This is a genomic window from Variovorax durovernensis, assembly GCF_977011995.1.
Map to the genome: position 1 here is coordinate 3,914,319 of NZ_CDRNCW010000001.1, position 23,575 is coordinate 3,937,893.

Annotated in this window: 21 protein-coding genes; 14 read left to right on the forward strand and 7 right to left on the reverse strand. The window is 68.1% G+C overall.

All coding sequences use genetic code 11. The features are described 5' to 3' along the window. The first annotated feature begins 30 nt into the window (after positions 1-30). The 14 genes from ACWV14_RS18595 (at position 31) to ACWV14_RS18660 (ending at position 15,904) form a co-directional block, all read left to right on the forward strand. Positions 31-1,341 (forward strand): GTP cyclohydrolase II, encoded by a 1,311-nt coding sequence (locus ACWV14_RS18595; protein WP_422086916.1) that lies wholly within the window; start codon positions 31-33, stop codon positions 1,339-1,341. Then, positions 1,338-2,744 (forward strand): URC4/urg3 family protein, encoded by a 1,407-nt coding sequence (locus ACWV14_RS18600; protein ID WP_454902994.1) that lies wholly within the window; start codon positions 1,338-1,340, stop codon positions 2,742-2,744. Before ACWV14_RS18595 ends, ACWV14_RS18600 begins: the two co-directional genes overlap by 4 nt. Positions 2,745-2,782: 38 nt before the next feature. Next, positions 2,783-3,412, forward strand: coding sequence for a uracil phosphoribosyltransferase (gene upp / locus ACWV14_RS18605; protein ID WP_081265876.1), 630 nt, complete (start codon positions 2,783-2,785; stop codon positions 3,410-3,412). 154 nt (positions 3,413-3,566) lie between these two features. After that, positions 3,567-4,571 carry a BMP family protein gene (locus ACWV14_RS18610; RefSeq protein WP_081265877.1) on the forward strand — a complete coding sequence of 335 codons (1,005 nt, stop codon included), beginning with the start codon at positions 3,567-3,569 and terminating at the stop codon, positions 4,569-4,571. Positions 4,572-4,587: 16 nt separating this feature from the next. Further along, the gene (locus tag ACWV14_RS18615; RefSeq protein ID WP_454902995.1) at positions 4,588-7,401 is read left to right on the forward strand and encodes a polysaccharide deacetylase family protein; all 2,814 of its coding nucleotides are present in this window, start codon (positions 4,588-4,590) and stop codon (positions 7,399-7,401) included. Next, positions 7,401-8,369, forward strand: a complete 969-nt coding sequence (locus ACWV14_RS18620) for a 5'-methylthioadenosine/S-adenosylhomocysteine nucleosidase (protein WP_454902996.1) — start codon at positions 7,401-7,403, stop codon at positions 8,367-8,369. The genes ACWV14_RS18615 and ACWV14_RS18620 overlap by 1 nt, the downstream gene beginning before the upstream one ends. 44 nt (positions 8,370-8,413) lie before the next feature. Further along, positions 8,414-9,109 carry an alpha/beta fold hydrolase gene (locus ACWV14_RS18625; RefSeq protein WP_454902997.1) on the forward strand — a complete coding sequence of 232 codons (696 nt, stop codon included), beginning with the start codon at positions 8,414-8,416 and terminating at the stop codon, positions 9,107-9,109. After that, positions 9,106-10,704 carry an ABC transporter ATP-binding protein gene (locus ACWV14_RS18630; RefSeq protein WP_454902998.1) on the forward strand — a complete coding sequence of 533 codons (1,599 nt, stop codon included), beginning with the start codon at positions 9,106-9,108 and terminating at the stop codon, positions 10,702-10,704. Before ACWV14_RS18625 ends, ACWV14_RS18630 begins: the two co-directional genes overlap by 4 nt. Next, entirely contained in the window at positions 10,704-11,768 is a 1,065-nt protein-coding gene (locus ACWV14_RS18635) for an ABC transporter permease (RefSeq protein ID WP_454906020.1), read from the forward strand. Before ACWV14_RS18630 ends, ACWV14_RS18635 begins: the two co-directional genes overlap by 1 nt. Then, on the forward strand, positions 11,769-12,692 hold the full coding sequence (locus tag ACWV14_RS18640) for an ABC transporter permease (RefSeq protein WP_454902999.1): 924 nt from the start codon (positions 11,769-11,771) through the stop codon (positions 12,690-12,692). 2 nt (positions 12,693-12,694) lie between these two features. Further along, the gene (locus tag ACWV14_RS18645; RefSeq protein WP_454903001.1) at positions 12,695-13,153 is read left to right on the forward strand and encodes a hypothetical protein; all 459 of its coding nucleotides are present in this window, start codon (positions 12,695-12,697) and stop codon (positions 13,151-13,153) included. A gap of 9 nt (positions 13,154-13,162) precedes the next feature. Beyond that, a complete protein-coding gene (locus ACWV14_RS18650) occupies positions 13,163-13,615 on the forward strand; it encodes a hypothetical protein (protein WP_454903002.1) in 453 nt (150 codons plus the stop codon). Between the two features lie 148 nt (positions 13,616-13,763). After that, a complete protein-coding gene (locus tag ACWV14_RS18655) occupies positions 13,764-15,044 on the forward strand; it encodes an amidohydrolase family protein (RefSeq protein ID WP_454903003.1) in 1,281 nt (426 codons plus the stop codon). A 14-nt stretch (positions 15,045-15,058) separates the two neighbouring features. Further along, complete coding sequence (locus tag ACWV14_RS18660) at positions 15,059-15,904, forward strand: alpha/beta hydrolase (protein WP_454903004.1); 846 nt, start codon at positions 15,059-15,061, stop codon at positions 15,902-15,904. On the opposite strand, the gene ACWV14_RS18665 is transcribed toward ACWV14_RS18660, so the two are convergent. From ACWV14_RS18665 to clpS, 7 genes are all read right to left on the reverse strand, one after another. Continuing rightward, positions 15,857-16,453 (reverse strand): GNAT family N-acetyltransferase, encoded by a 597-nt coding sequence (locus ACWV14_RS18665; RefSeq protein ID WP_454903005.1) that lies wholly within the window; start codon positions 16,451-16,453, stop codon positions 15,857-15,859. The genes ACWV14_RS18660 and ACWV14_RS18665 overlap by 48 nt on opposite strands. Next, the gene (locus ACWV14_RS18670) at positions 16,440-16,811 is read right to left on the reverse strand and encodes a DUF3574 domain-containing protein (protein ID WP_454903006.1); all 372 of its coding nucleotides are present in this window, start codon (positions 16,809-16,811) and stop codon (positions 16,440-16,442) included. Before ACWV14_RS18670 ends, ACWV14_RS18665 begins: the two co-directional genes overlap by 14 nt. A gap of 35 nt (positions 16,812-16,846) precedes the next feature. Continuing rightward, positions 16,847-17,575, reverse strand: coding sequence for a CatB-related O-acetyltransferase (locus tag ACWV14_RS18675; RefSeq protein ID WP_454903007.1), 729 nt, complete (start codon positions 17,573-17,575; stop codon positions 16,847-16,849). Positions 17,576-17,616: 41 nt separating this feature from the next. Then, the gene (gene sbcB / locus ACWV14_RS18680) at positions 17,617-19,056 is read right to left on the reverse strand and encodes an exodeoxyribonuclease I (RefSeq protein WP_454903009.1); all 1,440 of its coding nucleotides are present in this window, start codon (positions 19,054-19,056) and stop codon (positions 17,617-17,619) included. Continuing rightward, positions 19,057-20,502, reverse strand: a complete 1,446-nt coding sequence (gene cls, locus ACWV14_RS18685) for a cardiolipin synthase (protein WP_454903010.1) — start codon at positions 20,500-20,502, stop codon at positions 19,057-19,059. A gap of 117 nt (positions 20,503-20,619) precedes the next feature. Further along, complete coding sequence (gene clpA / locus ACWV14_RS18690; protein WP_106934672.1) at positions 20,620-22,941, reverse strand: ATP-dependent Clp protease ATP-binding subunit ClpA; 2,322 nt, start codon at positions 22,939-22,941, stop codon at positions 20,620-20,622. A gap of 67 nt (positions 22,942-23,008) precedes the next feature. Beyond that, entirely contained in the window at positions 23,009-23,368 is a 360-nt protein-coding gene (clpS, locus tag ACWV14_RS18695; RefSeq protein WP_042674481.1) for an ATP-dependent Clp protease adapter ClpS, read from the reverse strand. Between the last annotated feature and the right edge of the window lie 207 nt (positions 23,369-23,575).

The window sequence follows — 23,575 nt, forward strand, 5'->3', positions numbered from 1 at the left end:
TCGATACATTGTGTTTTTTGAGGGCCCCCAATGTCTGCAGACAGCACAACGATCCCTTCCTCCCCGGGCAGCACCACGCCCCTCCCCCCGCTCCACCCCTCGTCGTCTACCGGCCACATACGGCTGACCTCCCACGCCGGCGGCTTCGGCGCGCTGCCCATCCATTGGGGCGCGGCCACCCCCGCCGAGCGCGGGCCGGTGGTCGGCACCACCACCAAGCGGGCGCACCGCAACGTCATCGGCACGCACAGCGGCTCCTACAGCGTGTACCGCGCGCTGGCCGTGGCCTCTGGAGCGCTCAAGCGCGAGCACAAGGCCGACCTGACCAACACCTCCCCCACCGACGTGATAGGCCCCTACCCGCAGTGGAGCGAGCCGGGCCGCATCGTCTCGCTCGACCCCTGGGGCGCGCAGGTGGCCGATGTGTTCGCCACCGAGCTGGCGGCCGGCTACGACATCCGCCCGACCATCGCGATCACCAAGGCGCACGTGATCCTGCCCGAGGTGATCGAGGCGCTGCAGAGCGGCCGGCTCAAGGCCGACGGCCACTTCCTCACGTCCGGCGGCGCGGCCATGGTCACCAAGGCCGCGATCGAGCCCGTTTGGTACCTGCCCGAGGTGGCGCGCCGCTTCGGCTGCTCCGAGACCGACCTGCGCCGCACCCTGTTCGAGGAAACCGGCGGCATGTATCCCGAGCTGGTCACGCGCTCCGACCTCGAGGTGTTCCTGCCGCCCATCGGCGGGCAGACGCTCTACATCTTCGGCAACCCGCGCGACCTGGCCAACCCCGAGGTCGAACTCACGGCACGCATCCACGACGAGTGCAACGGCTCCGACGTGTTCGGCTCCGACATCTGCACCTGCCGGCCCTACCTCACGCACGCCATCGAGGAATGCATCATGGGCGCGCAGCGCGGCGGCGTGGGCCTGATCGCCTACTCGCGCAAGGAAGGCCGCGCGCTCGGCGAAGTGACCAAGTTCCTGGTCTACAACGCCCGCAAGCGGCAGGTGGGCGGAGACACGGCCGACCAGTATTTCGCGCGCACCGAATGCGTGGCCGGCGTCCAGGACATGCGCTTCCAGGAGCTGATGCCCGACGTCTTCCACTGGCTGGGCATCAGGAAAATCCACCGGCTCGTGTCGATGAGCAACATGAAGTTCGACGCGATCACCGGCTCGGGCATCGAGATCGGCGAGCGCGTGAACATTCCCGATGCGCTGATTCCGGCCGACGCCCGCGTCGAGATGGACGCCAAGATGGCGGCCGGCTATTTCACGCCCGGCCCGGTGCCGGACGCCGAAGAACTGAAAAAGGCCAAGGGCCGAGGACTCAGCGAATGACGACAAGCCGCAACAGCGATCCCGACATGCCCGTCGACGGCTCCGGCAGCCTGCCGCCGGGCGGCGCGGGCAAGGTCGACCCGTCGACCGAATTCACCGCTGACACCGCCCATCCGGCCGGCGCCGCCAGCCTGCTGCGCACCACAGCGGCCATCCGCCAGCGCGCCGGTGCCCTGCTGGCACGCGCGCGGCGCGGCGAATCGCAGTGGTTCCGCATCGGCGGCGACAACACGCTGGAAGACGCGGCGCGCAACGTGGCCGAGGTGACCCGCGAGCGCTACCCCTGGGACACCATTCCGTACCACAGCCGCTGGCGCCACTTCGAGGCCGGCGGCATCAACCGCATCGAGGAACTCGACACCCTGCTGGGCGAAGCCGACGCGCGCCAGCGCGCCCGCGCCCACATCGACCTGGTGCTGGTGAGCGTGCTGCTCGACGCCGGCGCCGGCCCCGACTGGCACTACACCGAAGCCGCCACCGGCGAGCGCTTCACCCGCTCCGAAGGGCTGGCCGTGGCCAGCTACCACGCCTTCATGGGCGGGCTGTTCTCGTCCGACCCCGACCATCCCTACCAGGTCGACGCGGCCGGCCTGCGCGGACTGGTGACTGACCGTCTGGGCGACGCCTTCCAGGTCAGCGAGGCCAATCCGCTGGTCGGGCTGGCGGGCCGCGCCACGCTGCTGCGCCGCCTGGGCGAAGCCATGAACGAGCAGCCCGAGACCTTCGGCGACGACGGCCGCCCGGGCCGGTTGTTCGACGCGCTGGTCGGCCCCTACGGCCCGGCCGCGCCGCCCACGGCCGAGATCACGGCGCACCAGATCCTGTCGTTGCTGCTCGAGACGCTGTCGCGCATCTGGCCCTCGGCCAACTCGGTGGACAGCATCGCGGCCGACGGCAGCGACAGCCCTGGCGGCATCGGGTCGGGCGACCCCGCGCTGGCGCTGGGCGACTGCTGGCGCCACAGCGCGGTGAGCGGCCCCGGGCTCACCAACGGCTGGATGCCCTTCCACAAGCTGTCGCAGTGGCTCACCTACTCGCTGCTCGAACCCTTCGAATGGGCCGGCGTGAAGGTGCGCCATCTCGACGCGCTCACCGCCCTGCCCGAGTACCGCAACGGCGGCCTGCTGATCGACAGCGGCGTGATCGTGCCCAAGGATCCGGCCTTCCTTACCCGCCGATGGAAGGCGGGCGACGAGTTCATCGTCGAATGGCGGGCGCTGACCGTGGCGCTGCTCGACGAGCTCGCGCCGCGGGTGCGCAAGGTGCTCGACCGCACGGAAGAAGAACTGCCGCTGGCCTGCGTGCTCGAGGGCGGCACCTGGGCGGCGGGCCGGGCGCTGGCACAACGGTTGCGTAACGGTGCGCCACCGCTGTTGATCGAGAGCGACGGCACTGTCTTTTAGACTCCAGTGTTCACCCAGCAACGCCAAACACAATTCCAATGAGCAACGTCCACCTCGTCAACCACCCCCTCGTCCAGCACAAGCTGACACTGATGCGCCGCAAGGACGCCTCGACCAACAGCTTCCGCCGGCTCCTCAATGAAATCAGCATGCTCATGGCCTACGAGGTCACGCGCGACATGCCGATGCAGGACATCGAGGTCGAAACCCCGCTGGAGACCATGCAGGCCAAGGTCATCGACGGCAAGAAGCTGGTGCTGGTGTCCATTCTTCGCGCCGGCACCGGCATCCTGGACGGCATGCTGACCGTGGTGCCCGGCGCCCGCGTCGGCCACATCGGCCTGTACCGCGACCCCAAGACGCTGACGGCCGTCGAGTACTACTTCAAGATGCCCGGCGAAATGGAGAACCGCGACGTGATCGTGGTCGACCCGATGCTGGCCACCGGCAACTCGGCCGTGGCCGCGGTCGAGCGCCTGAAAGAGCTGAACCCGAAGTCGATCAAGTTCGTCTGCCTGCTGACCTGCCCCGAAGGCGTGAAGACCATGCAGACCGCGCACCCCGACGTGCCGATCTACACCGCCGCAATCGACCGCGAGCTGGACAGCCACGGCTACATCCTGCCGGGCCTGGGCGACGCCGGCGACCGGATCTTCGGCACGAAGTAGGGCTCGCCCCCAGGCTTCGCGCACTTCGTGTCGCTTCGCCTTCCCCCTACCGGGGGCAACACTTGCGGCCCGGCAAAGCCGGTTCCGCGGTGTTCTGGAAGATGCGGCGCGTTTTTTGCGAGCCAGAGATTTCCATAACTCGAGGAGAAGCACCGTGGCAGCACGCCGTCAATTGATCATCCGTTCCGTCGCCATTGCCGCCGCGCTCGCGGCCGGCGCCCCGGGCCTTGCGCTCGCGCAGCAGGCCAAGCTCAAGGTCGCCGCGGTGTACACCGTGCCTTTCGAGCAGCAATGGGTGGGCCGCATCCACAAGGCGCTGAAGGCGGCCGAGGCGCGCGGCGAGATCGAATACAAGGCGACCGAGAACGTCAGCAACGCCGACTACGAGCGCGTGATGCGCGAGTACGCCACCGGCGGCAACCAGCTGATCCTGGGCGAGGTGTTCGGCGTGGAAGCGGCGGCGCGCAAGGTCGCGAAGGACTTCCCCAAGGTCGCTTTCCTGATGGGCTCGTCGCTCAAGCCGCAGGCGCCCAACTTCAGCGTGTTCGACAACTACATCCAGGAGCCCGCCTACCTGAGCGGCATGGTGGCCGGCGGCATGACCAAGACCAACCGCATCGGCATGGTCGGCGGTTTCCCGATTCCCGAAGTGAACCGGCTGATGAACGCCTTCATGGCCGGCGCCAAGGAAACCAACCCGAAGGTCGAGTTCAGCGTTAGCTTCATCAACAGCTGGTTCGACCCGCCGAAGGCCAAGGAAGCCGCCTTCGCCATGATCGACAAGGGCGCGGACGTGATGTACGCCGAGCGCTTCGGTGTCTCCGACGCCGCCAAGGAAAAGGGCAAGCTCGCCATCGGCAACGTGATCGACACGCAGAGCCAGTACCCCGACACGGTGGTGGCCTCGGCGCTGTGGAACTTCGAACCCGCGGCCGACCGCGCGATCAAGCTGGTCAAGGAAGGCAAGTTCGCGGCCGAAGACTACGGCGTGTACGCGCAGATGAAGCACAAGGGCTCCGAGCTCGCGCCGCTCGGCACCTTCGAGAAGAAGGTGCCGGCCGACATCATCGCCAAGGTGAAGGCAAAGCAGGCCGACATCCTCGCGGGCAAGTTCACCGTGAAGGTGGACGACGGCCAACCCAAGTCCACCGCCAAGTAAACGCCTGCAAGTGCCCATGAATCCTGCGCGATGGCGGACCGCAATCCGGGGCATGGCGGTTGCGGCGCTGGCCGTCGCCGGCCTGGCCGCATGCCAGCCTGAATCCGCCGGCACGGCGCCACCGCCTGCCGCAGCCTCACCTGCGGCCGCCGCGGCGCCCCCGCCGGCCGCCGCCGTCCCCGCAGGCATTCCGGCCGCGCTGCAGGAGCGCGCCGACGCCCTGCTCGCCGCCCACCGGCAGATGATCGTGCTGATGACTGGCGAGCGAACGCTCGACGCGGCCGAGAAGCGCGCCGTCGGCGCGGTCGGGCAACTGCTGTTCCACGACATGCAGGAGCGCCAGCAGGCCCTCATCGACCAGGCCGGCGAGATGACCGATCCGGCCACCGTGCCGGCGCTGAACGCTCTGCTGGACCGCATCGAAAGCGAACCCAGCTGGTTCGACGCCGACCGCCTCGCGTTCAAGGAATTCCTCTCCGAGCTGAGCACGCGCTACGCCCAGGCGCAGTCGCTGCCCGGCCTCAAGCTCGGCCGCCGCGCCAGCGAAGACCTGGCCGTGCTCGCCGAGATCGAGCAGGCCTACGACCGCGAGCTGAAGGACGTGTTCGGCCGTTTCGCACAGCGCGGCATCGAGCCCCAGCGCGAGAAGTGGTCCGACTACGTGGCCAAGCTGCAGGGCCTGTATTCGCGCGAGAAGATCCTGAAAGACTTCGGCTCCATCGTTCCGTATACACAGGCAACCCAGCCCGCCGGCAGCAGCGCCAAGGAAAAGGAAGGCGCCGACACCCGCGAGATCTTCGGCACCTCGCTGCCGCCCAAGACCGTGGTGCTGACCTTCGACGATGGCCCGCACGCCAAGCACACCGACGAGATCCTGGAGATCCTCAAGCGCTACGACGCGCCCGCCATCTTCTTCGAACTGGGCCGCAACCTCGGCAAGCTTGACGCGCAGGGCAAGGCGCAGCTGGGCGCCAATGGCGCGGTGGCCAAGCGCGTGCTGGCCGCCGGCCACGTGCTCGCCAACCACAGCTTCAGCCACGGCGTGATGGCCAGGATGAGCGACGACACGGTGCGCACCGAGGCCTCCGAGACCGAGGCCCTGCTCGACGCCACCGGCCGCCCGCAGTCCACCCTGTTCCGCTTTCCCTACGGCGCGCGCAACGAGGACAAGCTGAGCACGGTCGAGGCGCTCAAGCTGCGCTCGATGCTCTGGACCGTCGACTCCATGGACTGGGCCGACCCCGTGCCCAAGTCGATCGCCGACCGCGTGCTGGCCGAGGTCGACAAGGCCAAGCGCGGCGTGATCCTGTTCCACGACATCCAGGGCCGCACCGTGCAGGCACTGCCCACGGTGCTAGACCAGCTGGTGGCCGACGGCTACCGCTTCGCCACCTGGCGCGACGGCAAGTTCGTCGTCAATGCGGCCAAGCGCCCGCCGCCGGACGACGGCGTGGCCGCCGCCGGCAGCGGCGACACGCTCTACCGAGACAGCCACGCGCTGGTGATCGGCATCGACAAGTACGCCAAGTGGCCCGGCCTGCACCATGCCGTGCCCGACGCCAAGTCGATGGAGCAACTGCTCGTCACCCGCTTCGGCTTCAAGCCCGAGAACGTGACCGCGCTGTACGACGGCGAGGCCACGCGCGCCAACATCCTGCGCGTGCTCAACGACAAGCTCGCCGACACCAAGCGCGTGAAGCGCGACGACCGCGTGCTGGTGTTCTTCGCCGGCCACGGCAGCACCCGCAAGCTTGCGAGCGGGCGCGACGTGGGCTACATCATCCCGGTCGACGCGGCGCTGGATGACCTGGCTTCCGACGCCATCTCGATGCCGCAGCTGCAGGAGGTGGCCGAGGCGCTGTCGGCCAAGCATGTCCTGTTCATGGTGGACGCCTGCTACTCGGGCCTGGGCCTCACGCGCGGCGGTGCGCCGCGCGGCAGCAAGAACTTCCTGAGCGACAACGCGCGCCGCATCGGCCGCCAGATGATCACCGCCGGCGGCGCCGACCAGCAGGTGGCCGACGACGGCCCCGGCGGGCACTCGGTCTTCACCTGGACCGTGCTGCAGGCGCTGTCGGGCAAGGCCGACCTGAACGGCGACGGCGTCATCACCGGCACCGAGCTTGCTGCCTATGTGGCGCCGGCAGTCTCGGCCATCGCGCGGCAGACGCCGGCGTTCGGCAGCCTGCCGGGCTCGGAGGGTGGCGAGTTCGTGTTCGAGCTGCCCACCGAGCGCGAAGGCCTGAGCGGCGACATCGTGCAGCTCGACGCGGCCGCCAGCCAGGTCAACAAGCGCATCGACGAGGCCAACGAGCAGGCCGTGCACACCACGGCGGCAACACCCAAGGCAGGCCCCGCCGCCATCGAGGTGGTGGTGAAGAACCTCGAAGGCGCCGACGCCAAGCTGACCATGCCGGCCGCGGCACCGGTCTCGCCGCGCGTGGCCGCCCAGCGCGCCAACGACCGCGGCCTGCAGCTGTACCGCGAACGCCGCTACGACGAAGCCGAAGCCGCCTTCACCGAGGCGCTGAAGCTGCAGCCGCGCTTTGCGCTGGCGGCCAACAACCTGGGCTTCGTGTACTTCAAGCGCGGCAAGCCGGTGGAGGCCGCGCGCTGGTTCGAGCAGGCCATCGAGATGGACGGCAGCCGCGCCCTCGCCTACCTGAACCTGGGCGACGCCTACCTGCAATCGGGCAACGACGCCAAGGCGCTGGCCGCCTACACCACCTTTGTCGGCCTGGCGCCGAAGCACGCGCGCGTCGCGTCGCTGCAAGCCTGGATCGCCACGCCCGACGCAGCCCACCGCCCGCAACTACCGACGAACTCATGATGACGAACCACACATCCTCCCTGCTGCGGCGCCTGCGCGCCCCCGTTCTGGCCGCCACGCTCGGGGTGCTGCTGGCGGGCTGCGCCGGCGTCTACAAGTCCGACGTGGTCAGCATCAACAGCAGCACGCGGCTTGACGACACGCCGCGCATCGCGGTGCTGTCCGCCTTCGAGCCCGAGCTGAAGCTGCTGCTGACCCGGCTGCAAGGCCCGGTGAAGCACAGCGTGAACGGTGTGGAGTTCACCACCGGCACGCTCGAAGGCAAGCCCGTGGTGCTGTTCCTGTCGGGCATCAGCATGACGAACGCGACCATGAACACGCAGCTGGTGCTCAACCGCTTTCGCATCACCAACATCGTGTTCAGCGGCATCGCGGGCGGCGTGAGCCCGCAGCTGCACGTGGGCGACGTGACGGTGCCCGCGCAATGGGGCCAGTACCTCGAAGTGCTGATGGCGCGCGAAACCGCGCCGGGCAAGTACAGCGCGCCGCCCTTCATCACCGACGCCACGCTGCCCAACTTCGGGATGATGTTCCCGCGCCCGGTCGAGGTGCGCTCGGCCGCCAATCCGCAGATCGTGCGCAAGTTCTGGTTCGAGGCCGACCCGAAGATGCTCGAGGTGGCGCGCAGCATCCGCAACGTCGACCTGGCGAACTGCGGCGCCGGCAAGTGCCTGCCGCGCAAGCCCCAGCTGGTGGTGGGCGGCAACGGCGTGTCGGGCCAGGCCTTCATGGACAACAAGGCCTACCGCGAATACACCTACAAGACTTTCCAGGCCAACGTGCTCGACATGGAAACAGCCGCTGTGGGCATGGTCGCGTACAGCAACGGCGTGCCCTACATCGCCTTCCGCTCGCTCAGCGACCTCGCGGGCGGCGGCGACGGCGAGAACGAAATGGGCACCTTCATGAGCATCGCGGCGGACAACTCCGCCAAGGTCATGCTGGCGTTCCTGGCCGCCTGGAAGTGACGGCGGCGCCTGCTGGTCTCATCCGCCTTGTTCTGCTTCCGGGCATGGACGGCACCGGCGAGCTGTTCGAGCCCCTGGCCCAGGCCATGGGGCGGCGCAACGCCATCGACGTGGTGCGCTACCCCGGCAACGAGCCGCTGGGCTACGACGAACTCGAACGGCTGGTGCGCGCGCAACTCCCCGACGGCCAACCCTTCGTGCTGCTCGGCGAATCCTTCTCGGGCCCGCTCGCCATCTCCATCGCCGCAACCCCGCCGCCGGGGCTGCGCGGGCTGATCCTGTGCTGCAGCTTTGCCCGCAGCCCCAAGCCGGGGCTGGCGCTGCTGCGCGGCGGCCTGCTCGAACTGTCGATGAAGTTCATGCACTCCGGCCTGATGCGCGGCCCCATGCGCCGCATGCTGCTGGGCCGCTTTGCCACGCCGCGCCTTTCGGCTTTGCTGCAGGATTCGCTGCGGCAGGTGTCGACCGCCGTCATGACCCGCCGCATGAAAGAAGTGCAGCGTGTGGACGTGGTCGACAAGCTCTCGCAGGTGCGCATGCCCGTGATGTACCTTCAGGCCATCGAGGACCGCATCGTTCCCGGCCGGGCCGCCCGTACCATCCAGGGCGCGCTGTCGGGCCTTCGCGTCGTCCGGCTGGAAGGCCCGCACGGCCTGCTGCAGGCGGCGCCCGTCGCTGCCGCCCAGGCCATCGAAAACTTTTGCCGCGAGCTCGGCAGCCCCGAGCCCACCACCCCATGAACCCTCTTGCGCTCCGGCTCAGCGGCATCACCAAGCGCTTCGGCGCCCTGGTGGCCAACGACGCCATTTCACTCGACCTGCAGGCCGGCGAAGTGCTCGCGCTGCTCGGCGAGAACGGCGCGGGCAAGTCGACGCTGATGTCGATCCTTTTCGGCCACTACGTCGCCGACGAAGGCGGCATCGAAGTCTTCGGCTCGCCGCTGCCGCCGGGCAACCCCAAGGCCGCGCTGGCCGCCGGCGTGGGCATGGTGCACCAGCACTTCACGCTGGCCGACAACCTCAGCGTGCTCGACAACGTGATGATGGGCACCGAGCCGCTGTGGCGCCCGGTGTCTCGCCGCGCGGCGGCGCGCGCCAGGCTGCTCGACGTGGCACAGCGCTTCGGCCTGCCGGTGCAGCCGGACGCGAAGATCGGCAGCCTGTCGGTCGGCGAGCGCCAGCGGGTGGAGATTCTCAAGGCGCTGTACCGCGGCGCGCGCATCCTGATCCTCGACGAGCCGACCGCCGTGCTCACGCCCCAGGAGAGCGAGGCGCTGTTCGCCACGCTGGCGCAGATGGTGGCGCAGGGCCTGTCGGTCATCTTCATCAGCCACAAGCTCGGCGAGGTGCTGCGCGTGTCGCACCGCGTGGCCGTGCTGCGCGGCGGCAAGCTGGTGGCCGAGGCACGCACGGCCGACACCACGCAGGCGCAGCTCGCGCTGTGGATGGTGGGCCACGCGGTCGAGGCGCCGCAGCGCCGGCCCGCGAAGTCGGTGGGCGACCCGGTCTGCGTGCTCGACCATGTGAGCACCGCCGCCGGCCAGGACGGCGGGCAGGACCGGCTGCGTGAGGTGTCGCTGACCCTGCGTGCCGGCGAAATCACCGCCATCGCGGGCGTGTCCGGCAACGGGCAGGTCGCGCTGGCCGAACTGCTGTGCGGCACGCGCCGTGCCTCCTCGGGCTCCGCGCAGCTGATGGGCCGCGCCTTGCCGCCCTCGCCCGCCCGGCTGGTGCAACGCGGCGTCGCGCGCATTCCCGAAGACCGGCACGCGGTCGGCGTGGTCGGCGACCTGCCGGTGTGGGAGAACGCGGTGTCCGAGCGGCTGCGCAGCCCGGTGTTCTCGCGCTGGTCTTTCATCGTGAAGCGCGCCGCCGCGCGGCTGCATGCGCGGCGCATCGAAAAGGCGTTCGACGTGCGCGGCGCCGGCCTGATGGCCCCGGCCCGCTCGCTCTCCGGCGGGAACATGCAGAAGCTGATCCTGGGCCGCGCCCTGCTCTCTCCCGAGCAACCCGAATTGGCCAAGGGCGACGACAACAAGAAATATCCGAACCGCGCACCGCGCCTCATCGTCGCGCACCAGCCGACCTGGGGCCTGGACATCGGCGCGGTCGCCTATGTGCAGCAGCAGCTCATCGCCGCACGAGACGCCGGCGCGGCCGTGCTGGTGATTTCGGACGACCTCGACGAAGTACTGGCGCTCGGCGACCGCGTGGCCGTGATGCACGGCGGCCATCTGGGCGAAGCGCGCCCCGCCGCCGCATGGACGCGGGAGGCGATCGGCCTGGCCATGGCCGGGGCAACCACGGCGCCGCAGCGCAAAGGAGCGTCCTCATGATGCGGCTCGAAAGACGCCACGAAACCTCGCGAACGGCACTGGTGCTCGCACCCGTGGGCGCGGTCATGTTCACCATGCTCGTCAGTGCCCTGCTGGTGCTGTGGGCCGGCGCGCCGGTCGGCCGCACCTACGCGCTGCTGCTGCAGGGCGGTTTCGGCTCGGTGTTCGCCTGGAGCGAAACGCTGACGCGGGCGATCCCGCTGATCCTCACCGGGCTGGCGGCCACGGTCGCCTTCAAGGCGCGGCTCTTCAACATCGGGGCCGAGGGGCAGCTCTATGCCGGCGCGCTGGCCGCTGTCGCAGTGGGCGGCATGCATGGCGGCACGGGCTTCGAGCTGTCGCCCTGGCTGCTGTTCCCGCTGATGATGCTGGCCGCCGCAGTGGCCGGCGCGCTGATGCTGCTGGGCCCGGCGCTCATGAAGAACAAGCTGGGTGTGGACGAGGTCGTGACCACGCTGCTGATCAACTTCATCGTGCTGCTGGGTGTGTCGGCACTGCTCGACGGGCCGATGAAAGACCCGAGCGCCATGGGCTGGCCGCAGAGCGTGTCGCTGCAGTCCGACCTGGAGCTGGGCAAGCTGGTCGCGCAGACGCGGGTGCACACCGGGCTGCTGTGGGCGGTGTCGCTCGCGGTGATGGTGTGGGCCGTCTTCAAGTACACGGTGCTGGGCTTCGACATCCGAGCGGTGGGCGCCAATGCACGCGCCGCCGCCTTCGCGGGCGTGCCGGTGACGCGCACCGTGGTCATGGTGGCGCTGCTGTCCGGCGCGCTGGCCGGGCTGGCGGGCGCCATCGAGGTGGCGGGCCGCACCAGCTACGTCACGCTCGACATGTCGCCGGGCTATGGCTACACCGGCATCGTGATAGCGATGCTGGCCGGCCTGCATCCGCTGGGCGTGATCGCAGCCGGCGTGTTCGTGGCGGGCGTGCTGGTGGGTGCGGACACCATGAGCCGCGCGGTGGGCGTGCCGACCTATATCGCCGACGTGATCGTCGCGGCCTCGCTGATCGCGGTGCTCGTGGCGACGTTGCTGACGCAATACCGCGTGCGGATGAAGAAGTAAATGACCGACCTGCTCGACATCCTCGCCAACCCCGCCTTCTGGGTCGCGGTGCTGCGCATCGCCACCCCGCTGATCCTCGGCACGCTCGGCGTGCTGCTGTGCGAACGCGCGGGCGTGCTCAACCTCGGCATCGAGGGGATCATGGTCGCCGGCGCCTTCACCGGCTGGCTCGCGGTGTATGCCGGCGCGCCGCTGTGGGTGGGCGTCGGCGTGGCTGCGCTCACAGGCATGGTGTTCGGCCTGCTGCATGCGTTCTTGACCGTGGGACTCGCGCTCTCGCAGCATGTGTCGGGGCTGGGCATCACGCTGCTGGCGACCGCGCTCAGCTACTTCGGCTACCGCGTGAGCTTTCCCAAGGTGAACACGCCGCCGACCATCACGCCCTTCGCGCCGATGGACTGGCTGCCGTTGCCCATCCTCAATGCGCAGACCGCGCTCACGCTGTTCGCGCTGCTGCTGGTGCCGGTGGTGGGCTGGGTGCTTTACCGCACGCCGCTCGGGCTGGCGCTGCGCATGGCCGGAGAGAACCCGCAGGCGGCCGAGAGCCAGGGCGTGTCGGTCGCGGCCATGCGCACCGGCGCCATCGTCGCGGGCTCGGCGGTGATGGGCATGGCCGGCTCCTTCCTCACGCTGTCGGCCTTCAACGCCTTCTTCTTCAACATGGTCAACGGGCGTGGGTGGATCTGCGTGGCGCTGGTGGTGTTCGCCTCGTGGCGGCCGGGCAAGGCGCTGCTCGGCGCGCTGCTGTTCGCGTTCTTCGACGCGCTGCAGCTGCGGCTGCAACAATCGGGCGATGCCGTGCTGCCCTACCAGCTGTACCTGATGCTGCCGTACCTGCTGTCGATCCTGGCGCTGGTGCTGGTGGCACGCAAGGCCAGCTATCCGCAGGCACTGATGAAGCCCTACCGCAAAGGGGAACGTTGACGATGAACGCGCCTTCCGCCATTCGAGCCCGGTTGCTCGCCGCCCTGCTGGCCGTGTGCGACGGCGGCGCGCACGCGCTGGGAGCCGACATCACCTACGAGAATTTCAAGACGCCCGACGCGGTCAACTGGGTGCAGCTGTGCGGCACCTGGGACAACGACCACCAGGGCGTGTACCGGGTGATCCACGCCGAGCAGTTCGCGCAGTCGTTCCTGTACGTGCAATGGATGAAACGCGACGCCGAAGGCAGCCTGCAGGCCGCGCACACCGTGTCCATTGCGGAACTCGACAACGACCATGCGGAGATCGGCCTGTCGGAGCTCACCTGCCGGGCCACGCCGCGCGGCATCGTCGTGACGGCAAAGGCCAGCTCGGGGCACGACGACAAGCTGCGCCGCGTGACCATCGAGGTCGGGCCCAGGCCGGGGCAATACCTGTTCCGGGCGCAGCGCACCCGCTAGGCCCACCCCATGACGCCGCCCCTGGCACTCGACGCCGCGAACGGCCGCATCGAAGCCTTCGGAGCCGTCATCGATGCGGACAGCCGGGCAGACGATCTTCCGCCCCTCTTCCTGAAGACCTGGCACATGGTGAACCTGGAACGCCGGCAGGCCGAATGCGTGTTCGCCACCACCAGCGGCACGGCCACTGACCGTAACGCCGTCGAACTGACTCTTCGCTTCGACCACGAACGGCTGGCAAGCGCATTCATCACGCTGACGCCGCATCGCCACCGCAACCTGGAAACCGAAGCCTTCCACGCCAGCGCCGACGACCGCTACCGTTTTCACGAGCGCTGGCTGGCTTCGGCCGGCGTGCCGCGCCAGCCGGCCACGTTCGCCTGGGGAGAAATCGGCGTCGCGCGCGACCGCAGTGAGAACGTGCACATCTATCTTCAGTGGACGCCGCGGCCGGCGGGGTAGCGCCCCGACGCCACCGAGGCTGCCAGCTCCTGAACATGGCGATGCAATTGCAGACCGCCATCGCGACGCGGGATTTTCTCGGCACGGCCTGTGCGTCCCGAGGGCTGCGACGGAAAATGGCGCCCACTCGATCCCACAAGCCCCAACGATGCTCGACCTCCTCATCACCAACGCCACCCTCCCCGACGGCCGCACCGGCATGTCGATCGCCGTGCAGGACGGCTGCATCGCCGAAGTCACCGAGGGCCTGCACGCACCCGCGCATGAAAAGCTGGATGCGCAAGGCATGCTGCTCGCGCCGCATTTCGTCGACCCGCATTTCCACATGGACGCCACGCTGAGCTACGGCCTGCCGCGCGTCAACCAGAGCGGCACGCTGCTCGAAGGCATCGCGCTCTGGGGCGAACTCAAGCCGCTGCTCACGGCGGAGGCGCTGATCGAGCGCGCGCTGGCCTATTGCGACTGGGCCGTGGCCAAGGGGCTGCTGGCGGTGCGCTCGCACGTGGACACCAGCGACCCGAGCCTGCTCGCGGTCGATGCGCTGCTCGAAGTGAAGCGCCAGGTGGCGCCCTACCTCGATCTGCAATTGGTCGCCTTCCCGCAGGACGGCGTGCTGCGCTCACCCGGCGGCGTCGAGAACCTGGAACGCGCGCTCGACAAGGGCGTGGACGTGGTCGGCGGCATTCCGCATTTCGAGCGCACCATGGCAGACGGCGCCACCAGCGTGAAGCTGCTGTGCGAAATGGCGGCCGAGCGTGGCAAGCTGGTCGACATGCATTGCGACGAGTCCGACGACCCGCTGTCGCGCCACATCGAGACGCTGGCTTTCGAGGCGCAGCGCCTGGGCATGCAGGGCCGCGTGACGGGCTCGCACTGCACCTCGATGCACTCGATGGACAACTACTACGTGAGCAAGCTGCTGCCGCTGATCGCGCAGAGCGGCGTGGCTGTCATCTCCAATCCGCTGATCAACATCACGCTGCAGGGCCGCCACGACAGCTACCCCAAGCGCCGCGGCATGACGCGTGTGCCCGAGTTGATGGCCGCCGGCGTGAACGTCGCCTTCGGCCACGACTGCGTGATGGACCCCTGGTACGGCATGGGCTCGGGCGACATGCTCGAAGTGGCGCACATGGGCCTGCACGTGGCGCAGATGACCAGCCAGGCCGGCATCCGCCAGTGCTTCGACGCGGTGACGACGAACGCCGCCCGCGTGATGCACCTGGAAAACTACGGAATCGAAGCCGGCTGCGACGCGAGCTTCGTGCTGCTGCAGGCGCGCGACCCGGTCGAAGCCATCCGCCTGCGCGCCACGCGGCTCAAGGTGTTCCGCAAGGGTCGGCTGCTGGCGCAGACGCCGGCCGCCACCGCGACGCTGCATTTGCCGGGGCGCGGCGGAGAGACCGGCTGGATGATTCCGAAGGCCTGACCGGGAGCCTTCCTATGAAGCGCCTTCTGCGACATTGCATCGCTTGGCTGCTGGCACTGGCGCTCGCTCCCGCGATGGCGCAACCCGAGGTGCGCCGGCTGGCCGACCTCCCCTACGGCCCCGACGCGGCGCAGCGCATGGACGTCTACCTGCCGCCGAACGCGCAAGGAGCTCCAGTGCTGGTGATGGTCCACGGCGGCGCGTGGATGCTCGGCGACAAGGCAGCCGCCTCGGTGGTGGACCTGAAGGTCGAGCACTGGGTACGCGAACAGGGTTTCATCCTGGTGTCGGTGGCCTACCGCTTCGTGCCGCAGGTCGATGTGATGCAGCAGGCGCAGGACGTGGCGCGTGCGGTGGCCGCAGTGCAGGCCGGCGCGGCCTCGTGGGGCGGCGACGCGGGCCGGCTCGTGCTCATGGGGCATTCGGCGGGCGCGCATCTGGTCGCGCTGCTGAGCGCATCACCCGGCATCGCGCGGCAGCAAGGCGCCCGGCCCTGGCTCGGCGCGGTCGCCCTCGACAGCGCCGCACTCGACACCGCGGCCCTGATGCAGCGTCGCCATCTGCCCTTCTACGACCGTGCGTTCGGCAGCGACCCGGCCTTCTGGCGCACCGTGTCGCCGACCGATGCGCTGGCGCCCGGCGCGCCGCCGATGCTGCTGGTGTGCTCGACGCAACGCCGTGACGGTTCTTGCACGCAGGCCAGTCAGTTCGCAGCACGCGTCAAGGCCACGGGCGGACGCGCGGAGGTGGTGCCCGAAGACCTGTCGCATGCGCAGATCAACGCCGAACTCGGCCTGCCCGGCGCCTACACCTCAGCGGTGGACGCCTTCATTGCCTCTATCGACCGGCGGGCTCGCTGAGGCGGGCGACTCCAGGTCGCACCACATTTGGACCTTGCCGAGCAATTTGCCATCGACGTCGATGGCCAGCGGCTCCAGGCCGAAGGTGCGGAAGCCGCAGTCTTCGTACAGCTTTTGCGCTGCGTCGTTGCCCTCGGTGACGGTGAGCTGCACCAGCCGCAGGCCGTCGCGAGCCCGCGCGTGTTCGAGCAAGGCGAGCACCAGCCGGCGGCCGAAGCCCGAGCGGCGCGCCGACGCGGCCACGGCCATGCCGAACAGGGTGGCCTTGTGGCGCTCCCGCTTTCGCAAGCCGAAGGCGAGCCCCGCCGCACCGGCCAGCACGCCGGTGTCGTCGAACGCACCATAGGCCACGCTGGCCTCCGTCGCATCCGCAACGGCACCGAGTCGCTCTTCCCACCAGCTCAGTGGCAAGCCTTCCCGCTCCTGAACCGTGGAAGTGAAGGCGCTGGGGTGCGTGGCATAGGCGTCGAGCATCAGGGCACGGTAGGCCGCCGCATCGGAGGCCGTGAGCCGGCGAACGAGGTTTTTATCGTTGTCAGAAGCGGACACAGACGGATTGCCTTTCCTGCAGCACCGCCTCCTGCCCGAAGCGCTTGCGGTATGTGTCGATGATGCCGGCAATGGCGGCGTCGTCCTTGGCGCTGCGTGGGTGCAGCAGGACCACGAGCTTCGATGGCTCGCGCCCCACTTCGCCCGATGCGCCGCGCCATTGGCCGGCGGCGTCGATCACGCTCAGGCCCTGCGGAAACGCCGGGGTCACGGCGGTGTCGAGGAAATCGCTCCACTGTGCGTCGGAGACCTGCCCGCCGGCGGGGATGGCACGGCCGAAATAGAGCGTGTCGCGCTCGGAGGCGTCGAAGCCGGGGGCGCATGGTGCAGGCGGCACGGTGCCGCATGCGGAAAGCACGAGGGCCACTGTGCCGAACAGCCACGCGCAGCGCATCACTCGACCCGCACCACGAGCGGCCGCGCCTGGCCTTCCTCGGCCGGCGTGCCGTGCTCGAGCACGCGCCAGCCCGGGCTCCATCGCACCACGCGCCCTTCGGCCACGGCGGCCTCCAGCAAGGTCTGCGCCTCTTCAGGCTTGCGCCAGTCGAGCGTGAGGTGGCGCAGGTCCCAGTCCCACCACGGGCAAGCCTGGATGCGCTCGATGAGCGCATCGGAAAAGCGGCGGCGAATCATGCGCGCAGGCACGCCGCCCATCACGGCGAACGGCGGCACGTCTTTGGTCACCACCGAGCCCGCTCCGATGATCGCGCCGTCGCCGATGGTCAGGCCGCTCTTCATGCTCACGCGGGAGCCGATCCACACGTCATTGCCGATCACGGTCCGTTCGAGCTGCGGGTATTCGTGGGTGGACACGTGGCTGAACGGCGGCGGAAAGAACGGCTGGTGGGAAACAGGGTGAGTCGTCAGCCAGTCCGACGGGTGCTGGGTCAGCACGTTCAGGTTGTCGCCGACCGAACAGTAGCGCCCCATGCGGAATTGGTGCAGCTGCACCAGGGGCGCCACGTATGAGTACGCCCCCATCGACACCCCGTTGGTGTGCACGTTCACGAACAGCCGCACTGGCGGCTCAAAGCGAAACGGCAGCGCCACCATCGCGCCGGTGGCGAGGAACAGGCCGTATTCCTCGAGGGCGGTCGACAGCTCGGGATTGATTTGCAGCATGGTTCGTTCGTTCTTCCGTTCGATCGGCCTGCAGGCCTCGGTCAGGCTTCAGGCGCAATCGCCTCTGCGTATTCATAGAGGGCGCCGAGGATTTCCTCGCCCCGCTCGTCGGCGTTCTCGGAGAGCGCGTCGACCTCGCTGAACAGCATCTCGATGGTGCGCGCCCCGCCCTCGCCCTTGAAGAGCTTTGCCACGCGCAGCGCTTCCCAGCGCTCGTTCTCATCTTCGCTCAGCAGCTCGGGCCAGTTGCGCGCGCGGTAGCGGAACAGGATCTCGTCGAGCCGCCCGTCGTCGAAGCCGGTGCGGTCCTTGGCCAGTTCCTCGGGCGACAGGCTGCGCAGCTGGTTCAGGCGGCGGCGGTCGGCGTTGCCGACAAAGCCGCCGTAGAGGTCTTCGTCGACATCGGGCGTTTCTTCCTTCGGGCGGGCGTAGACCTTCGACCAGATGGCGCTCATGTCAGGCAAGTCGCGCGCGATGGCCGCGTGGCGCATGGCGGTGTCGAGGTCGACGCCCCAGCGCTCGGCCATGGGCGGCGCCAGCGTGCGCAGGTTGCCGACCACCATCGGCGACTTGTTCAGGTGAATGCCCTTCACGGGCAGGCGCACCACGCCCTCGGGCAGGTCAGCCGTGCGGGTGAAGAGGCGCAGGCGCAGGGTATCGGCGTCGATGTCGCGCAGTTCGCTTGGGTCATGGGCCAGGTCCCAGGCCAGCAGCTCGTTCTTGTTGGTCGGATGGCTCGCCAGCGGCCACATCACGGCTAGGCAGCCGCGCTCGACCGGGAACATGCCCGAGACATGCAGGAAGGGCTTGGCGGTCTCGCGCATGGCGGGCAGGCCCAGTTCGACGGCCACGCGGTCTTTCTTGTGCAGGCCGAAGGCGAAGTCGAACAGCTTGGGCTGCTTGTCGCGGATCAGCCGAGCCAATGCGATGGTGGCGCGCACGTCGGAGAGCGCATCGTGCGCCGACTCGTGCAGCAGGCCGTTGGCACGCGCCAGGTCTTCGAGCTTGAAGCTGGGCTTGCCGTCTTCCTTCTTCGGCCATTCGATGCCGTCGGGCCGCAGCGCGTAGGTGAGGCGCACCACGTCGAGCAGGTCCCAGCGGCCGCAGTCGTTCTGCCATTCGCGCGCATAGGGGTCGATCAGGTTGCGCCAGAACAGGAAGCGCGTGACCTCGTCGTCGAAACGGATGGTGTTGTAGCCGACGCCGATGGTGCCCGGCTGCGAGAAGGCACGCTCTATATGGCCGGCGAATTCATGCTCGGGAATACCGCGCTCCAGGCACACCTGCGGCGTGATGCCGGTGATCAGGCAGGCCTCGGGGCTGGGCAGGTAGTCCGGCGCGGGCTTGCAGTAGATCATCAGCGGCTCGCCGACTTCGTTGAGCTCGGCGTCGGTGCGGATGGCCGCGAACTGCGAGGGGCGGTCGCGGCGCGGCACTGCGCCGAAGGTTTCGTAGTCGTGCCAGAGAAAGGTGTGGTTCATTCAGAGCAGGGGTGAAAACAGGCGCGCAATCGCATCGCCGAGACGGCGCCAGAAGCTCAGGCGCCGGTTGGCGCGCACCGCGCCGGAACTGTGCAGATCGGTCTCGAACTGCGCCGCCAGAGGCAGGGCCAGTTCCGGACCATAGACCACGGCGCAGACCTCGAAGTTGAGCCGGAAGCTGCGGTTGTCGAAATTCGCGGTGCCGATCATCGCGCAATGGTCGTCGACCACCAAGGTCTTGGAATGCAGCATGCGGGCCTTGTACTCCCACACCTTCACGCCGGCGGCGATCAGCTCGTCGAAGTACGAGCGCGCGGCGGCACTCACGATGGCCGAGTCGCTGCGGCGCGGCACCAGCAGGCGCACGTCCACACCGCGCAGCGCGGCGCTGGTGAGCGCCATGAGCGCGGGCTCGCCGGGCACGAAATACGGCGTGGTCAGCCAGGCCCGGTGCGCGGCCGAATGGATGGCTTCGACATGCATGCGGTGGATGGCTTCGAGCGCGTTGTCGGGGCCGCTGGTGACGATCTGCACGGGAATGTTGCCCGCCTCGAGCTGCGGGAGCATCGCGTCCAGGGCGTCGTCCATGCCGCGCGGGTCTTCGCCGGTGGCGTAGGTCCAGTCCTCGAGGAAGGTGGTCTGCAGCCAGCGCACCGCACTGCCCTCGATGCGCAGGTGCACGTCGTGATAGGCGTCGGGGTTGGTGCGCTTGTCTTCCTCGTCGGTGATGTTCACGCCGCCCGTGAAGCCGACCCGGCCGTCGCACACCACGATCTTGCGGTGGGTGCGGTAGTTGGTCACCGGGCGCAGGCGGCGGCCGATCTTGGTGTCGTGGAAAAGCGCCACCTTCACGCCGGCTTCGTGCAGCGGCGCCATGAATTTGCGGCCGATGCGCTTGGAGCCGAGCGCATCGATCAGCAGGCGCACCGTCACGCCCTGCTGCGCGCGCTCGATCAGCAGGTCGCGCAGCGCGGTGCCGATCTTGTCGGGCTCGAAGATGTAGTACTCCAGGTGGATGTGGTCTTGCGCGGCGCGCACCGCCTCGAAGATCGCGTCGAAGGTGCGCGCACCACCCGAAAGCAGCTCGACGCCGGCTGCGCTAGACACCGGCAAGCCGCATGTGGCCATGCCCAGCCTGGCCATCTGCTGCAGCGCCGGCGGCGCGTTGTGTGCCGCGTCGCGCAACCGGGCCACGTCGGCCTGGGCGGAGGCGCCGGCGCGGCTGCGCAGGCGCTTGAGCCGCTGCTTGCGCAGGCGCTGCGGCCCGAGGAAGTAGTAGACGACGAAGCCCGCGAACGGCAGCAGCGCCAGCGAGAGGATCCAGCTCATGGTGGACACCGGCGCGCGCTTCTGCATCACGATCCAGACCGACAGCACGGCGATGTAGCCGCTCCATGCCAGGGAGAGGCCGGTTTTCCATTCGGGACTGAGGACGGGGAGGATCAAGGCTTCAAACGGTGGATGGATGCGCCGCGCCCAAAGAAAAAGGCCGGCAGCGCGATGCTACCGGCCTTTGGAGGCTGTTCCGTGGCCTCGTCGGCCACGGATCGCCTGCCTGGTTTATCAGCCTGCGGCCGTTTCCTCGGCCTCGGGCTTCGACTTGCCTTCCTTCTTCGGAAGCGGCTGGATGTCGAGCAGCACTTCGTCCTTGTCGTCGAGATCGACTTCGAGGCGGCCACCGTCGGTCAGGCGACCGAACAGCAGCTCGTCGGCCAGTGCACGACGGATCGTGTCCTGGATCAGGCGCTGCATCGGGCGTGCGCCCATCAACGGATCGAAGCCCTTCTTCGCCAGGTGCTTGCGCAGCTTGTCGCTGAACGTGACTTCCACCTTCTTCTCGCTGAGCTGGGTTTCCAGCTGCAGCAGGAACTTGTCGACCACGCGCAGGATGATGTTCTCGTCCAGTGCCTTGAAGTTGACGATCGCGTCCAGCCGGTTGCGGAACTCGGGCGAGAACAGGCGCTTGATGTCGCCCATTTCGTCGCCCGCCTGGCGCGGGTTGGTGAAGCCGATGGTCGCCTTGTTCATGGTCTCGGCACCCGCGTTCGTCGTCATGATGATGATGACGTTGCGGAAGTCGGCCTTGCGCCCGTTGTTGTCCGTCAGCGTGCCGTGGTCCATGACCTGCAGCAGCACGTTGAAGATGTCCGGGTGCGCCTTCTCGATTTCGTCAAGCAGCAGCACCGCGTGCGGCTTCTTCGTGACGGCCTCGGTCAGCAGGCCGCCCTGGTCGAAACCGACGTAGCCCGGAGGCGCGCCGATCAGGCGGCTCACCGCATGGCGCTCCATGTACTCCGACATGTCGAAGCGGATCAGCTCGATGCCCATGATGTAGGCGAGCTGCTTCGCGGCTTCGGTCTTGCCGACGCCCGTGGGGCCGGAGAACAGGAACGAGCCGATCGGCTTGTCGCCCTTGCCCAGGCCCGAACGCGCCATCTTGACCGCCGAGGCGAGCACTTCGAGCGCCTTGTCCTGGCCGAACACCACGCTCTTGAGGTCGCGCTCGATGGTCTGCAGCTTGCTGCGGTCGTCATTGCTGACGTTGGCCGGGGGAATGCGCGCGATCTTCGCCACGATTTCCTCGACCTCGGTCTTGCTGATGGTCTTCTTGCGCTTGCTCGGCGGCAGGATGCGCTGAGCGGCACCGGCTTCGTCGATGACGTCGATCGCCTTGTCGGGCAGGTGACGGTCATTGATGTACTTGGCGCTGAGCTCGGCCGCGGCCTGCAGGGCCGCCACCGCGTACTTCACGCCGTGGTGTTCCTCGAAGCGCGACTTCAGGCCCTTCAGGATGTCGACGGTTTCCTGCACCGACGGCTCCACCACGTCGACCTTCTGGAAGCGACGCGACAGGGCCGCGTCCTTTTCGAAGATGCCGCGGTATTCGGTGAAGGTAGTAGCGCCGATGCACTTGAGCTGGCCACTGGAGAGCGCCGGCTTGAGCAGGTTCGACGCATCGAGCGTGCCGCCCGAAGCCGCGCCCGCACCGATCAGCGTGTGGATTTCGTCGATGAACAGGATGGCGTTCGGCTTGTCCTTGAGCGACTTGAGCACGCCCTTCAGGCGCTGCTCGAAGTCACCGCGGTACTTGGTGCCGGCCAGCAGCGCGCCCATGTCGAGCGAGAACACGTTCGACTCGGCCAGGATCTCCGGCACGTCGCCTTGCGTGATGCGCCATGCGAGCCCCTCGGCGATGGCGGTCTTGCCCACACCGGCCTCGCCGACGAGCAGCGGGTTGTTCTTGCGCCGGCGGCACAGGATCTGGATGACACGCTCGACCTCGTATTCACGGCCGATCAGCGGATCGATCTTGCCGTCCTTGGCGAGCTGGTTGAGGTTCTGGGTGAACTGCTCGAGCGGCGATGCCTTCTCATTGCGTTCGCCGCCACCCTCTTCGCCCTCGCTCGAAGGCGCTTCGCCCGCGCCCTTGACGGCTTCCGGCGGATCGCTCTTCTTGATGCCGTGGGCAATGAAGTTCACCACGTCCAGGCGGGTCACGCCCTGCTGGTGGAGGTAGTAGACGGCGTGCGAGTCCTTCTCACCGAAGATCGCGACCAGCACGTTGGCACCAGTGACTTCCTTCTTGCCGTTGCCGGTGGACTGCACATGCATGATGGCGCGCTGGATGACGCGCTGGAAACCCAGGGTCGGCTGGGTGTCGACATCGTCGGTACCCGCCACCTGGGGCGTGTTGTCCTTGATGAAGTTGGTGAGCGACGCCCGAAGGTCGTCGACGTTGGCCGAGCAGGCACGCAGAACTTCCGCGGCGCTCGGGTTGTCCAGCAAAGCGAGCAGCAGATGCTCCACGGTGATGAACTCGTGGCGCTGCTGCCGGGCCTCGACGAAGGCCATGTGCAAGCTGACTTCCAGTTCCTGGGCAATCATGTGATTTCCTTTTGCCTTGCTGTAAATAAGTTCTCAGATGGGTTGGAGCTTGCGCAATTCAACTGGTTCACGCAACAGGTTCGCTGACACATTGCAGCGGATGCCCTGCTTGCTGAGCGGCTTCCATCACCTGATTGACCTTGGTGGCCGCCATGTCGCGGGAATAGACCCCACAGACACCGCGGCCATCGAGGTGGATCTTGAGCATGATCTGGGTCGCGGTTTCGCGGTCCTTGCTGAAGTATTCCTGCAGCACGACGATCACGAACTCCATCGGCGTGTAGTCGTCGTTCAGCATAACTACCTGGTACATCTGGGGCGGCGCAGTTTTCTGCGGCCGGCGCTCCAGGACGACCGAATCTCCGTCATCCCCGGCCGGTTTCTGGGCCGGCGGGGTGCTGGGAGTTTTGGGAATTCTCGTTGCCATGAAAAAGATTCTATAGAGCGTGCAAGCACCGTGCCGGCGCATGAAGACTTGGTGGCGCATATTCGACAAATCAAGGGGCTTGCGCCGTGTGCGACAGCCCAAGACGCATAAAAAAACCGGCAAGCTGCTCGTCTTTCTTATATCTCGCAAAGAAAAAGCCCCTGGATTCCTTTCGAAGATCCAAGGGCCTGGCTGCACGATGCCGCG

Excerpts from the sequence above, each read along its gene's own strand:
- ACWV14_RS18645 (WP_454903001.1), top strand. The coding sequence starts at position 12,695 with ATGAACGCGCCTTCCGCCATTCGAGCCCGGTTGCTCGCCGCCCTGCTG.
- ACWV14_RS18640 (WP_454902999.1), top strand. The coding sequence starts at position 11,769 with ATGACCGACCTGCTCGACATCCTCGCCAACCCCGCCTTCTGGGTCGCG.
- ACWV14_RS18675 (WP_454903007.1), bottom strand. The coding sequence starts at position 17,575 with ATGCTGCAAATCAATCCCGAGCTGTCGACCGCCCTCGAGGAATACGGC.
- ACWV14_RS18600 (WP_454902994.1), top strand. The coding sequence starts at position 1,338 with ATGACGACAAGCCGCAACAGCGATCCCGACATGCCCGTCGACGGCTCC.
- ACWV14_RS18595 (WP_422086916.1), top strand. The coding sequence starts at position 31 with ATGTCTGCAGACAGCACAACGATCCCTTCCTCCCCGGGCAGCACCACG.
- clpS (WP_042674481.1), bottom strand. The coding sequence starts at position 23,368 with ATGGCAACGAGAATTCCCAAAACTCCCAGCACCCCGCCGGCCCAGAAA.
- clpA (WP_106934672.1), bottom strand. The coding sequence starts at position 22,941 with ATGATTGCCCAGGAACTGGAAGTCAGCTTGCACATGGCCTTCGTCGAG.
- ACWV14_RS18620 (WP_454902996.1), top strand. The coding sequence starts at position 7,401 with ATGACGAACCACACATCCTCCCTGCTGCGGCGCCTGCGCGCCCCCGTT.
- ACWV14_RS18655 (WP_454903003.1), top strand. The coding sequence starts at position 13,764 with ATGCTCGACCTCCTCATCACCAACGCCACCCTCCCCGACGGCCGCACC.
- ACWV14_RS18650 (WP_454903002.1), top strand. The coding sequence starts at position 13,163 with ATGACGCCGCCCCTGGCACTCGACGCCGCGAACGGCCGCATCGAAGCC.
- upp (WP_081265876.1), top strand. The coding sequence starts at position 2,783 with ATGAGCAACGTCCACCTCGTCAACCACCCCCTCGTCCAGCACAAGCTG.
- ACWV14_RS18630 (WP_454902998.1), top strand. The coding sequence starts at position 9,106 with ATGAACCCTCTTGCGCTCCGGCTCAGCGGCATCACCAAGCGCTTCGGC.
- ACWV14_RS18615 (WP_454902995.1), top strand. The coding sequence starts at position 4,588 with ATGAATCCTGCGCGATGGCGGACCGCAATCCGGGGCATGGCGGTTGCG.
- ACWV14_RS18660 (WP_454903004.1), top strand. The coding sequence starts at position 15,059 with ATGAAGCGCCTTCTGCGACATTGCATCGCTTGGCTGCTGGCACTGGCG.
- ACWV14_RS18625 (WP_454902997.1), top strand. The coding sequence starts at position 8,414 with ATGGACGGCACCGGCGAGCTGTTCGAGCCCCTGGCCCAGGCCATGGGG.
- ACWV14_RS18635 (WP_454906020.1), top strand. The coding sequence starts at position 10,704 with ATGCGGCTCGAAAGACGCCACGAAACCTCGCGAACGGCACTGGTGCTC.
- sbcB (WP_454903009.1), bottom strand. The coding sequence starts at position 19,056 with ATGAACCACACCTTTCTCTGGCACGACTACGAAACCTTCGGCGCAGTG.